This is a genomic window from Sorangium sp. So ce887 (assembly GCF_051521455.1).
In the GTDB taxonomy this organism is placed as follows: Bacteria; Myxococcota_A; Polyangia; order Polyangiales; family Polyangiaceae; genus Sorangium.
On sequence record NZ_CP150354.1, the window covers coordinates 8,167,304 to 8,181,555 of the forward strand.

13 protein-coding genes are annotated in these 14,252 nt (G+C 72.8%); 8 read left to right on the forward strand and 5 right to left on the reverse strand.

The genetic code is table 11. The features are described 5' to 3' along the window. Positions 1-371: 371 nt before the first annotated feature. From WMF36_RS30300 to tpx, 6 genes are all read left to right on the forward strand, one after another. Positions 372-908, forward strand: coding sequence for a tetratricopeptide repeat protein (locus tag WMF36_RS30300; protein WP_437574245.1), 537 nt, complete (start codon positions 372-374; stop codon positions 906-908). A 158-nt stretch (positions 909-1,066) separates the two neighbouring features. Then, positions 1,067-2,386, forward strand: coding sequence for an endo-1,4-beta-glucanase (locus WMF36_RS30305; protein WP_437574246.1), 1,320 nt, complete (start codon positions 1,067-1,069; stop codon positions 2,384-2,386). A gap of 322 nt (positions 2,387-2,708) precedes the next feature. Further along, a complete protein-coding gene (locus WMF36_RS30310) occupies positions 2,709-4,109 on the forward strand; it encodes a hypothetical protein (protein WP_437574247.1) in 1,401 nt (466 codons plus the stop codon). 251 nt (positions 4,110-4,360) lie between these two features. Then, positions 4,361-5,629, forward strand: coding sequence for an SGNH/GDSL hydrolase family protein (locus WMF36_RS30315; RefSeq protein WP_437574248.1), 1,269 nt, complete (start codon positions 4,361-4,363; stop codon positions 5,627-5,629). A gap of 410 nt (positions 5,630-6,039) precedes the next feature. Then, positions 6,040-6,411: a hypothetical protein gene (locus WMF36_RS30320; protein WP_437574249.1), complete on the forward strand. Its 372-nt coding sequence runs from the start codon at positions 6,040-6,042 to the stop codon at positions 6,409-6,411. A 262-nt stretch (positions 6,412-6,673) separates the two neighbouring features. Continuing rightward, a complete protein-coding gene (tpx, locus tag WMF36_RS30325) occupies positions 6,674-7,168 on the forward strand; it encodes a thiol peroxidase (protein ID WP_437574250.1) in 495 nt (164 codons plus the stop codon). A 24-nt stretch (positions 7,169-7,192) separates the two neighbouring features. Here the strand turns inward: tpx and WMF36_RS30330 are convergent, their stop codons facing one another. After that, the gene (locus tag WMF36_RS30330) at positions 7,193-8,692 is read right to left on the reverse strand and encodes a cytochrome P450 (protein WP_437574251.1); all 1,500 of its coding nucleotides are present in this window, start codon (positions 8,690-8,692) and stop codon (positions 7,193-7,195) included. 233 nt (positions 8,693-8,925) lie between these two features. Here WMF36_RS30330 and WMF36_RS30335 point away from each other — a divergent pair, with 233 nt between their 5' ends. Then, a complete protein-coding gene (locus WMF36_RS30335; protein WP_437574252.1) occupies positions 8,926-9,900 on the forward strand; it encodes a 1-acyl-sn-glycerol-3-phosphate acyltransferase in 975 nt (324 codons plus the stop codon). A gap of 399 nt (positions 9,901-10,299) precedes the next feature. Next, positions 10,300-10,830 carry a hypothetical protein gene (locus WMF36_RS30340; RefSeq protein WP_437574253.1) on the forward strand — a complete coding sequence of 177 codons (531 nt, stop codon included), beginning with the start codon at positions 10,300-10,302 and terminating at the stop codon, positions 10,828-10,830. 4 nt (positions 10,831-10,834) lie between these two features. On the opposite strand, the gene WMF36_RS30345 is transcribed toward WMF36_RS30340, so the two are convergent. The 4 genes from WMF36_RS30345 to WMF36_RS30360 form a co-directional block, all read right to left on the reverse strand. Further along, a complete protein-coding gene (locus WMF36_RS30345; protein WP_437574254.1) occupies positions 10,835-11,881 on the reverse strand; it encodes a glycosyltransferase family 4 protein in 1,047 nt (348 codons plus the stop codon). A 158-nt stretch (positions 11,882-12,039) separates the two neighbouring features. Then, positions 12,040-12,438 (reverse strand): 6-pyruvoyl trahydropterin synthase family protein, encoded by a 399-nt coding sequence (locus WMF36_RS30350; RefSeq protein WP_437574255.1) that lies wholly within the window; start codon positions 12,436-12,438, stop codon positions 12,040-12,042. A gap of 9 nt (positions 12,439-12,447) precedes the next feature. Then, on the reverse strand, positions 12,448-13,515 hold the full coding sequence (locus tag WMF36_RS30355; protein WP_437574256.1) for a zinc-dependent alcohol dehydrogenase: 1,068 nt from the start codon (positions 13,513-13,515) through the stop codon (positions 12,448-12,450). After that, positions 13,499-14,188, reverse strand: a complete 690-nt coding sequence (locus WMF36_RS30360; RefSeq protein ID WP_437574257.1) for a RibD family protein — start codon at positions 14,186-14,188, stop codon at positions 13,499-13,501. The genes WMF36_RS30355 and WMF36_RS30360 overlap by 17 nt, the downstream gene beginning before the upstream one ends. Between the last annotated feature and the right edge of the window lie 64 nt (positions 14,189-14,252).

Consider the following 14,252-nt stretch of genomic DNA (forward strand, 5'->3'; position numbering starts at 1 on the left):
TGCGGTGACGCGTGAGCACCGTCGATCGGTATCTCGAAGCTGTCCGTGCCGGAGGTCTCGACGTAACCGCCCGGCGGGCGCCATCTGGCATGAACAGGCATGTCCCGCTCGGGGGAGATTGTTCAGGCCGCTGTCGCGGCCTCCGACTTCGTGCTTCAATGCCATCATGCCATTCGAGAATGGCAACTCTCGCACGGGAGCCGCCCTCATCGGCAAGTGCACGAGCCATGGCCTGGGGCGGATCCGCGTCGACGGCCCCGACCTCTCCCCGCCTCGCTGACGTCGGCGGCGCCATCTCGCGTGAGCGGCTCTCCCCTTCTCCTCACGCCGATCGCTACCGCCGGCCGCTCCTCCGCGCTACGGTGGCCGCCGTGGACGCACCCCGACCGTCCGGCACTCGCCGTGCGCTGCTCATCGGCCTCCCCCTCGCCGCGCTCGCCGCGGCGGCGTTCCTCTTCCTGGATCGCGACGAGCCCCCCGCCCTGAAGGCGCGGCCGTCGAGCGCGGAGTCCAGTGCAGCTACGAGGCCGCAGCGACGCGATGAGTCATCCGTCGTTCCCGCGCCGCCGCCTGTCGCTGCCACCGTGAGCGCCGCAGCGGAAGAGCCGGAGCCACCGCCGGACACGGACCCCGAGGCCCGTGTCATCGAGCGTATGCGCGCCGCGTTGACGAGCGACCCCGAGGAGGTGCTCCGGCTCGACGACGCCGCGTCGCGCGACTTCGGCGACAGCCCCCGCATCGCCGAGCGCGGCCTGCTCCGCGTGCGGGCGCTCGTGCGCATGGACCGGACCGGCCAGGCCCGCAGCCTCGCGGAAGACCTCGTCGAACGCTATCCGGACGACCCCTCGGCGAAGAGCGCCGCCGCGTACATGGGGATTCACCCCAGGCCGCGTGGGCCCTCCAGGTAAGGCGAAATACCCTGGCTGCCGTGCAGGAGAGACGATGATCTCGCCAGGGCCGCTGTGACAATCATCTTGTAGCCATGGCAGAACGTTACGCGCCGAGTCACTGAACCGATTAAGAGATCGGGCTGGCTCGCTCGCGCGTTTCTGGCGATAATCGGCCCATGCGCAACTGGCTTTCTCTTGTTGGGGTTCTCCAGCTCACCACGGCTGGACTGGGCTGTGGCGACGGAACGGGCTACGGCGGCGAGGGCGGCGCGGGCGGCGACCCAGCGGACAGCGGCCCTACCGGCAGCGGCTCCTGGGGCACGGCCGGGCCGACAGGCACGGGCGCCGGCTCGCCCACCGGCACGGGTGGCGGCTCGCCCACGGGCGGGCCCGCGAGCACGGGCAGCGGCGACCCCGTGGGCAGCAGCACCAGCAGCGGCGGAGAGCCCAGCACCTGCACCGACGAGGACGCCTGTCCGTTCGATGCAGGGGTCGAGATCGCCTGCCGCCTCCGCTTCATGTACGGCGTCAACTACGCCTGGCGCGACTTCGGCGCCGACTTCGGCGGTCAGTCCCGGTGGAGTCAGGCGGGCATCTCGGGCAAGCGGAGCCAGGTGCTCGCCGATCTCCAGGACATGCGCGCCAACGGCGTCGACGTGGTCCGCTGGTGGATCTACCCCCGCTTCTACGGGGACCAGATCGCCTTCGACGGGCAGGGCAATCCGACCGGGCTCGGCGGCACGTCGAAGCAGGACATCCTGGCGGCGCTCGAGCTCGCGGACCAGGCGCAGGTCAACGTGATGTTCACGCTGTTCTCCTTCGACGGCTTCCACAAGACGTCGCACAACCCGCCGGACGGCCTGTCGGTCTGGAGCATGGGGCCCATCGTCGCGGACGCGAGCCGGCGCGCCCGGCTCATCGAGAACGTCGTCCGGCCCATCGCCCAGACGGTCGCGTCGAGCCCGCACCGCAGCCGCATGCTGGCCTGGGACGTCATCAACGAGCCCGAGTGGGCGATGACCGGGCCGAGCCTCCACGGCGACGATCCGCCGTTCGAGGGGGACTCCAGCAAGTTCGACCTCGTCACGCACCAGCAGATGGAGGCGCTCGCCAAGGAATCGGCCGCCGTGCTGAGGGGCGAGACCGGCGCGCCCGTGAGCGTCGGCAGCGCCGCGATCAAGTGGGGTCAGGCGTGGACGAAGTCGGACGTCGACTTCTACCAGGTCCACATGTACGGCTGGGTCAACGACTACTTCCCGTACAACAAGCCCCTCTCCGAGTACGGGCTCACGGACAAGCCGGTCGTCATGGGCGAGTTCCCCATCAACATGGCCGAGATGGACGTGGGCTACGACAAGTTCGTGAGCGACCTCTACAACATCGGCTATGCGGGCGCGCTCTCCTGGTCGATCACCGATGGGAACTTCCCCTGGTCGTCCCACAAGACCGCCGTGAAGGCGTTCGCCGATCAGCACCCCTGCGAGACGCGGTACTGAGCACCGGGTGAGCGCCGCTGTCCGCGGCGCCCCGCATCGCTCCATCGAAGCCGAACCTGGCTGTCACGCCGGCGTGGCGAGCTCGTCCCGGACGGGCCCGGCCGCGCCGGCGTGACAGCTTGCCCCAGCGTGTGGCGCATTGGCGCATCGGCGGCTCGGCAGCGCCCTAGTCTAGCCCGGCGAGGCCATCTTTCATGGTGCCGGCGCTCCTCCTCCGCCCCTCTGGGCACGTCGGTTGCTGCGCAAGTGGACCCGCGGCTCACGGAGGTGTCCGCCTGTGTGAGCCTCGAGAGGTGTACACCAGCACCCATAGGAGAGCGACATGGCACGAGATCGCTACGATGACCGGGGCTTCCGTGACGAGGGGATGCGCGACGACTGGCGTCACCGGGAAGAGCAGGGGCGCTTTCCAGAGAGCGATGATCCGCGCGGCTTCCGCGGACACGAGCAGGAGCGCGACGCGTTCGAGCGAGGCTCGTACAGCCGCGGCAACTACGCGAACCAGAGCGGTGGCAGCCGGCAGGGCGAGCTGGGCCAGGAGCCGCGCTACGGACAGCCGCAGTACGGACAGCAAGGGCGCGGCGAAGGCAGGGGCCCGTGGCAGGCGGGCGGCCAGCGCGGACCGGATCACCGCGGCGGGTTCGGCGGGCGCGGACAGGAGCAAGGAGGCTTCGGCGGGCGCGGCGACCGCGAGCACGAGGAGAACCGCGCGTACGGAAAGGACAGCCCGTCGTGGGAGCGGAGCGGCGGGCGCGGCGATCACTTCAGCGGACGGGGCGCGGAGGACGAGCGCAGAGGGTTTGGATCGGCTCAGCGAGGGCGCGACGAGAACCGCGGCGATCTCGGCCGCGACATGAACCGCGGGACCACCGGACAGGACGAGGACCGGGGCCGCCGTGCTTACGGGCGCGACGATTACGGCCGCGAGGAGAACCAGCACCGCGGCTACGGGCGTGAGGAGGAATACGAGGGCCGCGGCCACGGGGGCCAGAGCCGCGGCTACGCTCACGGGCGCATCGAGGGCCAGGGGCGCGGCGATCAGGGCCGCGACGACTACCAGAGTCGCGAGGGCCAGGGCCGCGGCTATCAGAGCCGCGACGACTACCAGAGTCGCGAGGGCCAGGGCCGCGGTTCTCAGGGCCGCGACGACTACCAGAGCCGCGGCTATCAAGGCCGCGACGACTACCAGAGCCGCGGCTATCAAGGCCGCGACGACTACCAGGGTCGCGGGGGCCAGAGCCACGGCTACGGCTACGGGCGCGGCGATGGCCAGGACCGCGGGTATCGAGGCGGCGACGAGCGCCAGAACCCGGGCCATCACGGCTGGGGCGACGAGCGCGGGTTCAGCGGCGGCGAGCGCGGCCGCGACGAGCACCAGCGCTCCGGCGGCCGGGGCTGGGAGGCAGAGCGCGGCGGGCTCAGCGGCGGCGGTCGCCGCGATCGCGACGAGGACCGCGGCTACCAGGGCCGCAGCGACGAGGACCGCGGCTACCAGGGCCGCAGCGACGAGCGCGAAGGCCACGGCCGCGGCCAGGGCGAACTGTACAACCGCCCGGAGCGCCGGCCCGGGTTCGGCCGCTTCATGGGCGACGAGCTCCCGCAGGGGTACTCGACCCGCATCCACGAGCGCGACGACGTGCGCGCCTCGCAGGGCCAGCGCCGCTCCTCCGCCGAGGACAGCGGTCGTTCCGAGCACGAGCGCCAGAACCGGACCTGGAACTGAGCGCCTCCGCCGCGCGCCGCCGCGATAGACACTCCCCCTCCCCCGAATGCCCGCCGCGCGGGGCGCGCAGTCGACTCCCCCGCCGGGCGAGCCTGCGCTCCGGCGGCGCGGAGGACATCAACCGATCTCGGCGTCTCCACGCCCGCATCGCGGAGTCTGAACCGGTTCGCAGGGAAAGATTGGTGTTGTGTGCGCCACGGACTTGCAGCATCCTCCGCCGCATGAAGACAGCAGCTTACTCAAGCCTCCCGATGCTCGCTTTCGCCGTCTGCATCGCCTCGTCGGCGCTGGCCGGGTGCGGGGACGACGATCCGAACGGGGCGACGGGCGCAGGCGCAGGCGCATCGACCTCGACCAGCGCCTCCGGCGCAGGCGGCGAGGGCGGCACCGGCGAGGGCGGCGCAGGCGAGGGCGGCGCAGGCGAGGGCGGCGCAGGCGCAGGCGCGACGACGTCGAGCACGAGCGGGACCGGCGGGGGAAACCCCTCCGGGGACACCATCCGCTTCATCGGGCGCTTCGACACGACGAAACCCGAAGGCCCCCGCTTCTCCTGGGCTGGCAGCGCGATCGCCACGCGGTTCTCGGGGACGTCGATCAGCGTCCGCTTCAACGACGCGTCGACCGCGGCCCAATCCAACTTCTTCCAGGTGGTGATCGACGGCGAGTCGAAGGGCGTCCTCAAGGTCAACGGAGACGAAGAGCTCTACACGGTCGCCGAAGGGCTGCCCGACGGCGAGCACGATCTCCTGCTCCACCGCCGGACCGAGCCGCTGGTCGGGGTGACGCAGTTCGTCGAGTTCGTCCCGGAGCAGGGCGAGGCGCTCCTGCCGGTTCCGCCCGCGCCCGAGCGCCGGATCGAGGTGATCGGCGACTCGATCTCCGCCGGCTACGGCATCGACGGCGCGGACGAGACCTGCCCCTTCACGAGCGACACGGAGAACAACTACCTCGCCTACAGCGCCCTGACGGGCCGGATGCTCGAGGCCGACACAACGATCGTCGCCTGGTCCGGCAGAGGCGTTTACCGGAACTACGACGATGAAGCGGCCGACACCATGCCCGAGATCTACGGCCGGGCGATCGCCGACGAGCCGGAGCCCGCATGGGACTTCTCGTCCTGGGAGCCGCAGGTCGTCGTGATCAACCTGGGCACGAACGACTTCAGCATCAACGTCCCGGGCGACGCCCAGTTCCGCGCGCCGTTCACGAACGCCTATACAGACCTCGTCGATACGGTCAGGGAGAACTATCCGGAGGCGTTCATCTTCTGCACCATCGGCCCCATGCTCAGCGACGGTTACCCGGAGGGCGCCGAGGCGCTCACCAGGGCGCGCGACTACGTCGGCCAGGTGGTGAAGGCTCGGACCGACGGCGGCGACGATCGGGTGCGCTTCCTCGAGTTCCCCCCGCAGGACGGAGCGGCGAACGGGCTCGGCTGCGACTACCACCCGAGCGTGAAGACGAACCAGATGATGGCCCAGCAGCTCTCCGAGGCCATCAGCGAAGAGCTCGACTGGTAAGAGCAGGGCGACGAGGCGCAGGGACATCGATCCTCCCCTGCGCCCCCCAGCCGCGCCGCGGCTCGTCGCTCTCTGCTCTGCAAAGAGCAGCCTGGCCACGAGATCGGCCTTTTCTCCAGCACCCCGCAGCAGCTCGACGCGCCGTGCCACCGCGGTACGGCACCGGGCATCGTGTCACCGGCGCCTCTCATCCGCTGTGGCACGCCGCTACACCCGCTGCACGTCCGGTACAGCGCGCGCGTCACGGCGCGCGAACACCGATCCGATTTCCTCGCCAAAGCGTGATCAGGATGGCGTTCCAGCCTTGGTACACGCGGTGCATCTCGCGATGTCACGCGACGTCAGAACACCGGACGGGCGGCGCAGCGGAAAGCGCGTGGGAGTGCCGCCGAGCGAGGAGATTATCCATCATGCAGACCAAGCAAGACGGCTCCCAGCGGGCCACCCGCAGAAGCCACGGCCAGGATATCGTGGAGGCAGCGCGCAATAGCGCGAGTCGCGCGGACGATCGCGACGCGTTCATCCCCGACCCGGGGGACGGCCCCACGCAGGGGGTGGACGAGTTCGCCGAGCAGATCGCCGAGCAGTACCTCGCCTCCGCGACATCGGGCAGGGGCGACCCCTCCGAGGATTACGAAGACACGATGGATTCCGAGGAGCTCGGGGGCCCGTTCATCGTCACCACGGCCGAAGAGGAGATGGGGTACAGCAGGGATTCGATGAACCCCGACGACGCCGAGGTCGAGCCGTTCCCCCTGGTCAGCCGCTCGCCCCTCGGCTGAGGGTCCGGCGCGAGCGACGGCTCGCGCCGGCGCGACCGACAGCTCGCGCTGGCGCGGACAGCTCGCGCTGGCACGACCGACAGCTCGCGCTGACGGATGCGAGCGGCAGCTCGCGCCGGCAAGACCGTCCGACAGCGCATCGCCCACGCGGCAGGTCGACCGGCGCCTCGAAGCCGGCGGCCTGGGTGGATCTGCTTGGCATCCGCCCTCCGCGCGCCTACGACCCTTGCTGCCGCACAGCTGCACAGAGGAGGATGCAACCATGGCTCAGACCAAGTTCAAGGGAAGCCCCGTCCACACCGCCGGCGAGCTGCCGTCCGTCGGCGCGACTGCCCCCGATTTCACGCTCGTGAAGAGCGACCTCTCGGAAGGAAAGCTCTCGTCCTATTCCGGCAAGAAGATCCTCAATATCTTCCCGAGCGTCGACACGGGGGTTTGCGCGAAGTCCGTGCGCACGTTCCACGAGCGCGCCGAGAAGCTCCCGGGCGTGACGGTGCTCAACATCTCGGCGGACCTGCCGTTCGCGCACGGCCGCTTCTGCGCGGCCGAGGGCATCAAGAACGCGGAGGGCCTCTCGACCTTCCGGGGCGATTTCGGCGAGAAGTACGGGGTCAAGCTGGTGGACGGGCCGCTCGCCGGCCTGCTCGCGCGCTCGGTCCTCGTGCTCGACGAGCAGAACAAGGTCGTCCACGCGGAGCTCGTCCCGGAGATCGCGCAGGAGCCCGACTACGACGCGGCCCTCGCCAAGGTGCGGTGAGCCGGATCGCGGGCGCCTGCGCCCTCACACGCCCGCGCGCCTGGTGAACCGGATGCGCAGCCCCTCCGGCTGCATCGCGAACGCCATCCGCTCCCGCACCGGCGCGGTGTGATCCGCGAGGTGCACCGTGAAGCTCCGGAGCACCATGCCGACCGTCACCGCGCACTCCAGGAGCGCCATCGAGCGACCCGGGCAGATGCGCGGCCCGCCGCCGAAGGCGAGCGCCATCCTCGGCTCGTGCGGCAGCGTCGCGGGCGCGCCCGCGAGCCAGCGCTCGGGGCGAAACGACTCCGGATCGCCGAAATACTCGGGCTTACGCCCCGCCGCGCGCGTGAGCGCCATGACGCCCGCGCCGGCGGGCACCGCCACGTCGCCCACCGCGGTGTCGTGGTTCGCCTCGAGGTAGAGCAGCGGCGCCGCGGAGCGCAGGCGCAGCGTCTCGTGCGTGACGGCGCTCGTGTACTCCAGGCGCTTGCTCTGCTCGAGCGTCGGGATCAGGGCGCCGCCGAGGACGCGATCCGCCTCCTCGCGGGCGCGCGCCTGCACGTCGGGGCGCGAGCCCAGGTAATAGAGGATCCACGCGAGGGTGTTCGCCGTGGTGTCCTCGCCCGCGAGCAGCATCGTGAGGACGTTCGCGTAGACCTCGGCGTCCGAGAGGCGCGCCTTCGGGTCCTCGCCGTCGCGCGCCGCGATCATGAGCTCCAGGAGCGTCCGCGGGCGGGCGGGCCGGTCCGCGCCGCCCTCGCTCTCGCGCCGCGCTGCCGCGCCGCCCTCGCTCTCGCGCCGCGCTGCGGTCACGAGATCGAGGATGAACCGCTTCACCGCGACCAAGGCGCGGTCGTAGGCGCGGTCGGCGGGGAGGCCCAGGTAGCGCCAGTAGGGCAGCGGCGCGAGTATCCGCCGGTTCAGGCCGAGAAAGACGCGCTGGAGGTGCTCCTGGAGCGCGTCCGGCCCGCGGGCGAGCGTGTTGAGATCGCGGCCGAAGGCGACCGACGAGGTGACGTCGACCGAGTAGCGCATGAGATCGCCGAGGACATCGCGCGCGGCGCGCTCGTCGGCCGCCTGCGCCCAGAGGTCGCGCAGCCTGCCCGTGATCTCGCAGATGCTCGGGAAGAAGCTCTCGACGTGCCGCGCGTGGAACGTCGGGCTGATGAGCTGCCGCTGCTTCCGCCACGTGTCCCCGTCCGCCGAGAACAGCCCCACCATGTCCGCCTCGCGTGACACGTCCTCGATGGTGCGCATCCGCCGGAACACCGCGGGGCGGCGCTGGAGCACGTCGCGAACGAGCTCGCCGTCGGCCACGACGAGGATCGGCCGGCGGCCCAGCCGCACGACGAACAGGTCTCCATGGACGCGCCACCATCGCTCGAACTCGAGGTGCCAGCGGTCGGGGTGGATCGCGAGCAGATTGCCGATCACGGGCAGCCCCCTCGGCCCCGGGAGGTCCGCCAGCGTCCGCCGCGGGCGCGCGGGCTCGGCGCCGCGGCGGATGGAGTCATCCATGGCAGGGAGCGTGGCCTTCATGCTCTCTTCATACAGAGCCGGCGCGCCCCGGCGCAAACCCGACAGGCCATGAAGGACGCGCGCTCGTAGCGCTGGACCCATCGAGGCAGGCGCGCTCTGCGTCGCCGTCCGACACCGGCGCCGGTGGGCGTGGGTCGAGGCGTTCGTGGCGGCGCGGATCGGGGCGCCTCGCGGTCGGCCGCGCGGGAGCGGGGCGCTGGCGTGGCGGCGTCGGCGCGGGTAGAGACGCGGACATGGCGGAGCCGCTGGAGAGAGAGCTCGCGAGGCTGTCCGGCGAGGAGATGGTGGCGGCGCTCGGCCTCGGCGGGGCGCCGGCGTGGGTGCGCCGCGCGGGGTGCGCCGCCTTCGCGGTGCCGTCGTTGCCGCTCGGGCGGGTGCTCGCGCGGTTCGATCGGCGCACCGGCGAGGCGGGGCTCCACGTGGCGGCGCGGGAGGCGCTCTCCGGCTTCGGCGCGCGGTGGGCGGCCGACGCGGCGCCGCCGTCGCGGGGGGCGCTGCTGGTGGTCTCGAATCACCCCGGGGCCTACGACGCGCTCGCGCTGATGGCGGCGCTCGGCCGGGGGGATCTGATGATCGTCGCGGCCGAGCGGCGGTTTCTGCGGGCGCTGCCCCACGTGAGCCAGCGGCTGCTCTTCGTGCCGATCGACGAGGGCGGCGGCCGGCGCGAGCTCGCGGCGCGGACGGTCGGGGTGCGCCGCGCGCTGCGGCACCTGCGCGGCGGGGGTGCGCTGCTGCACTTCCCGGCGGGTCGCATCGAGGCGGATCCGGCGTTCGCGGGCGCGGGCGAGGCGCTGCTCGGGGCGTGGCACCCGAGCGCCGGGGCGCTGCTGCGCGCGGCGGCGGCGGCGGGGGGGCGCGTCGCGGTGGCGGTCGTCTCGGGGGTGCACTCGCCGCGGGCGAAGCGGCTGGCCGTCACGCGGTGGGCCGAGCGCCGCGGGATCAGCACGCTGGCGCCGCTCCTCCAGGTGGCGCTGCCGGGCTTCGACGACGTCGACGTGCGGGTGCGGCTCGGCGAGGCGCGGGAGGCGGCGGCGGTGGTGATGGGCGGGGGAGACGATGACGCGGGGCTCACGCGGCGGCTCCGGGAGGAGGCGGCGGCGCTGCTCGCGGGGGACGCGGGACGCGCGGGGGGCTCACCTCTCCAGCGGCCCTCCAGGACTTGGGTCCGCTCGCCGGGGGACGACAGAAAACGAGATTGTCCCGGCTGATGCGGTTGAGCGCATGCAACCGCCTCAAGCGGTCGGCCGACGCCACGGACAGCCAGACATCTGACCAGGAATCGATCGTGCAAAACGAGGGCACGAGGGCACGAGTGCACGAGGGCACGAGTGCACCGCAACAGGCCACGGCAATTCGAGCCGATGCAACGAAGCACACAGGCGAGCCCATTCCCGCGAACAGGACAAAATTGCCGTAACATGAGTTGATTATCGTTCGAAAGGCTCACAAAAGGGGATGTGGGTCGACGGGAAGACGGATTTCCACACTCCCGGCCCTCATCATTCCCATGGACTCACACAAATTACCGCGGTCGAACGCGTGAATTGGTCGATTTGCCGATTGACTTGTGGATCGGCCACGCATGATCCTCACGACTGAGGACACCCATGCTCAGAACACTGCTCGCCACCGCGTTGTTGCTCGCGCCGCTCGGATGCGGCAGCGACTTCGAGCCACCGCTGGTCGCGGGGAGAGCCGTGCTCACCCTCGGGGCGAAGCAGTTCTTCCTTGATACGGGCAACAACGGGGAGACCGCGGTCGCGTTCGACGAGGACAATCAGCGCAGCTGGTACACCGATTGTGGGGTGAAAGGCGATGAGTTCGAGGTGATGATCCTCAACAGTCCAATCCGCGAGAAGAAGGGGTTCTGGGGAATCACCCTCCGCGCATCCCACGACATGAGCCAGGACGCCTGGAACGTGTCCGCCAACCTGGGCGACGACGCGCTCAACGGTGTTTGCCAGCTGAACCACAAGACAACGCGCGAGAAGGACCCTTACGAAGGGGAGCTCTCCGTGGCGGCGTGCATCGTGAAGGACCCGACCGCCGACGCGGACGGCCTGCAGGAGGCCCGGTTCGACGCCTTCGTCCGCGCCAAGCGGTGCTTCCTGCGCGATCCCGTCGGCGCCGCGGAATGACGGCTCAGCGCGCGTCGGGCACCCGCGCGAGCACCGCGCGCACCGCGACCGCGGCGCCGTCCCAGGTGGGCAGCGCCGCAGCCCGGAGCAGCGCCGCGCGGCTCATGCTCGCCCGCAACGCCCCGTCCTCGATGAAGCGGGAGAGCGCCCGCACGAGCCCCTCGCCGTCGTCCCAGAGCAGCGCCTCGGCGCCGTCCTGCACGACCTCGGCGATCGCGCCGGCGCGGGCGGCGAGCACCGGGACGCCGGCGCGGACCGCCTCGGTGAGCACCATGCCGTAGCCCTCCAGCAACGAGGGCAGGACCAGCGCGTCCGTCTCGGCGAGCGCGGCCGCGAGCGCCCCGTCGTCGAGCACGCCGGGCACCGCGACGCGCGCCCGCAGGTACGCGGAGCCGGCGATCGCCCGGCGCACCCGCTCGGCATAGGCCGGATCGCGCGCCGCATCGCCGATGAGGCGCAGCGTGGCGCGCGCGCTCCCGACCCGCTCGAACGCCGCGAGCAGCTCCAGCAGCCCCTTGCGCGGGATGAAGCTCCCCACGAACGTGAGCCGCAGCGGGCCGCCGTCCCGCGCGGCGCGAGGGCGCAAGGGGAGCCGGTCCGCGCCCGGCGTCGCCACGTCGACCCGGTCGAGCCCGTGCTCGCCCCGGAGCCGCGCCGCGGTCGTCGCGCTCGTCGCGAGGTGCGCATCGGAGAGCCGGATCACCGCCCCTTCGGCGAGCGAGAGCGCCGCGCGACGCGCGCCGGGCGGGAGCTCCCACGCGCTCAGGTGGTGCACGAGGAGCACGCGCGCGATCCGCCGCGGCAGCGCCGCGAACGCCGGCCCGAGCTCCGGGAAGCAGAGCTCGTCGCCGACCACGACGGCAGGGTCGATCCGGGCGAGGCGCCGCGCGAGCGCGAGCCCGGCCAGCGCGCGCGACCGCGGCGCCGGGTCGAGGGACACGACCTCCACGACGTCGCCCCGCGACCGCAGCCGCTCGACGACGAGCCGATCGTAGATGTACCCGCCCGTGGTCTGGTCGAGGGCGCCGTAGACGATCCAGGCGATGCGCATGGGTCCGGAGAGCAGCTCGACCTGATATACCCCCCTCGCGACGCGCAGCAACGCGCCGCGCGGCGTCGCGCGCCCGACGCATGCCTGGCCCCGCGGCGCCGCTCGCCCGACGCCTGCCCTCGCCGCACGCCCCCGCGGCGCTCGCCCGGCGGCGGGCGCTACAGGTCGCGCTCGAAGCCCGCGTACGCCGACGGCGACTCGCGGACGAGCACCCGCAGCGTCGCGCCCGGGTGCGGCGCCTCGTCGGCGGGCAGCTTCGCGATGTCCGCGGCGAGGAGGCCGGCCACGTGCTCGGCCACGCGCTCGGTCGTCGAGGTGCGCCCGGGGAAGGCCTGGTGCTCGTCGAGGTTCTGGTAGTCGATCGTGCCGAGCGCCCGGCGCAGCGACGCGTGCAGCGCGCCGATGTCCATGACCACGTGGTGCGGGCCGAGCGCCGTCGCGCGGATCTCGACCTCGATGGCGTACGTCGCGCCGTGCATCCGGGTCGCCGGACCGAAGAACGGATCGGAGAAGCTGTGCGCGATCATCACGTGATCGCTGACGCCGAGGAGGAACATGGCAGACCTCTAGGTTGCCTCTCGCGTACCCGATCGCGCGCCGTACTGGAAGACCGTCTGCAGCCTCGCCCCGGGCGCGGCGGCGAGCTCGGCGTACACCGACGGCGCGGCGTCGAACGGGACGGGCGGGTCCAGCAGCGCGTCGAGGGCAGCGTCCTCCAGGAGGGCGCGCACCAGCGCGAAGCGCCGCGCGTGATCCCAGCGGGGCGCGCGCTCGGGCGGGATCGTCGAGACCTGGCTCGCGCGCAGGCGCAGCCGCCGGCGGTGGAACTCGGCGCCGAGCGCGACCGGGCTCGTCCGCGCCCCGTAGAACGACGCGACCGTCACCGTCGCCTCGCGCGCCGCGTGCGCGATCGCGCGGTCGAGCTCGCCCGGGTCGCCCGTCGCGGCGATCACGACGTCCGCGTCGCCGCACGGCCGGTCGTCCTCCGGCCGGATCGCCGCGGCAGCGCCGAGCGCGAGGCCGGCCAGGCGCCGCCGCTCGCTCGGCTCGATCAGCCGCACCGCTGCCCCCGCGCGCCGCGCGAGCGCCACGACGAGCAGCCCGACGACGCCGCCCCCGAGCACCACCACGGCGTCCCCGAGGCCCACCCCCGCGTCCCACACGCACGTGATCGCCGTCTCGAGGTTCGCGGCCAGCACCGCGCGCTCGCCCGGGATCGAGCGGGGCAGCGCGCGCGCCGCGCCCGGCCCGAGCAGGTGCAGATCGCCGTGCGGCGCGAGCGCGAAGACGCGGTCGCCCAGCCCGAGCGCCGCGCCCTCGCCGCGGGCGACGACCTCGCCCACCCACGCATAGCCGTAACGGCGCGGGTAGGTCGGCGCGCCCGGCGCGTCGAGCGAGGGATCGAACGGCGTCGGCCCCTCGCCGCGGAAGAGCAGGAGCTCGGTCCCCTGGCTGACGCCCGAGGCGACCGCTCGCGCCACGACCTCGCCGGCCCGGGGCTCGCGCGCCGGGGCGCCCCGGCGCACCTCGACGAGGCCGGGCCGGACGAACCAGAGCTCCCGGGCGGGCAGCGCGGGCGCCGTGAGCGGCGCGGGCCTCTCCGGCGGCGCCGGATCATCAGTCGGGATAGGCAACTTTCCCTCGCAGGAGCAGGTTGCTCCCCAGGAGCTCGAGCGCCGTCTCCCGCAGGTCGATCGCCGACGCGAGCGACGCCTCTCCCAGGGCGCCGACCGCGGGGATCGCCGTGTCGCCGAGCAGGCGCGGCGCGATCTCGACCTCCGCGCGGTCGGCGAGCCGCGCGCGCAGGAACGAGGTGAGCACGGCGCCGCCCCCCTCGACGAGCAGCCGCCGCACGCCGCGCGCGTGGAGCTCGGCGAGGGCGTGCGGCAGCGAGACGCGGTCGTGGTCGTCCGCGGGCACGACGACCACCTCCGCGCCGCGCTCCTCGAGCCGCGCGCGCGCAGCGTCCAGCGCGCGGCCTGCCGCGCCAATGACGAGCACGCGCCCGCCGGCCGGCTGCCCTCGGCTGGACGACCGCAGCAGGCGCGCCCCCTCCGGCACGCCGAGGGCGCTCGCCAGCACGACGCGCATCGGCTGCGGGCCCTCGCACAGGCGCACCGTCAGCAGGGGATCGTCGATCACGACGGTGCGGATCCCGACGAGCACCGCGTCGTGCTCCGCGCGCGCCCGGTGGGCGTGCTCGAGCCCCGCGGGCGTGCTGATCTCGACGCGCTTGTTGGGGGTCGCGATGCGGCCGTCGAGCGTCTGGGCGAAGTGGAGCGTGACCAGCGGGCGCGGAGCGCTCATGGCGTGCTCGCGGGCGCCCGCGCGGCGCGGCCGAACGCGCGCGCCGCGCGGGCGTTGGGGGACG

What these genes read in the sequence shown, in the direction of transcription:
- WMF36_RS30305 (WP_437574246.1), top strand. Translation starts at nt 1,067, where the DNA reads ATGCGCAACTGGCTTTCTCTTGTTGGGGTTCTCCAGCTCACCACGGCT.
- WMF36_RS30310 (WP_437574247.1), top strand. Translation starts at nt 2,709, where the DNA reads ATGGCACGAGATCGCTACGATGACCGGGGCTTCCGTGACGAGGGGATG.
- WMF36_RS30315 (WP_437574248.1), top strand. Translation starts at nt 4,361, where the DNA reads ATGCTCGCTTTCGCCGTCTGCATCGCCTCGTCGGCGCTGGCCGGGTGC.
- WMF36_RS30320 (WP_437574249.1), top strand. Translation starts at nt 6,040, where the DNA reads ATGCAGACCAAGCAAGACGGCTCCCAGCGGGCCACCCGCAGAAGCCAC.
- tpx (WP_437574250.1), top strand. Translation starts at nt 6,674, where the DNA reads ATGGCTCAGACCAAGTTCAAGGGAAGCCCCGTCCACACCGCCGGCGAG.
- WMF36_RS30330 (WP_437574251.1), bottom strand. Translation starts at nt 8,692, where the DNA reads ATGAAGGCCACGCTCCCTGCCATGGATGACTCCATCCGCCGCGGCGCC.
- WMF36_RS30335 (WP_437574252.1), top strand. Translation starts at nt 8,926, where the DNA reads ATGGCGGAGCCGCTGGAGAGAGAGCTCGCGAGGCTGTCCGGCGAGGAG.
- WMF36_RS30340 (WP_437574253.1), top strand. Translation starts at nt 10,300, where the DNA reads ATGCTCAGAACACTGCTCGCCACCGCGTTGTTGCTCGCGCCGCTCGGA.
- WMF36_RS30345 (WP_437574254.1), bottom strand. Translation starts at nt 11,881, where the DNA reads ATGCGCATCGCCTGGATCGTCTACGGCGCCCTCGACCAGACCACGGGC.
- WMF36_RS30350 (WP_437574255.1), bottom strand. Translation starts at nt 12,438, where the DNA reads ATGTTCCTCCTCGGCGTCAGCGATCACGTGATGATCGCGCACAGCTTC.
- WMF36_RS30360 (WP_437574257.1), bottom strand. Translation starts at nt 14,188, where the DNA reads ATGAGCGCTCCGCGCCCGCTGGTCACGCTCCACTTCGCCCAGACGCTC.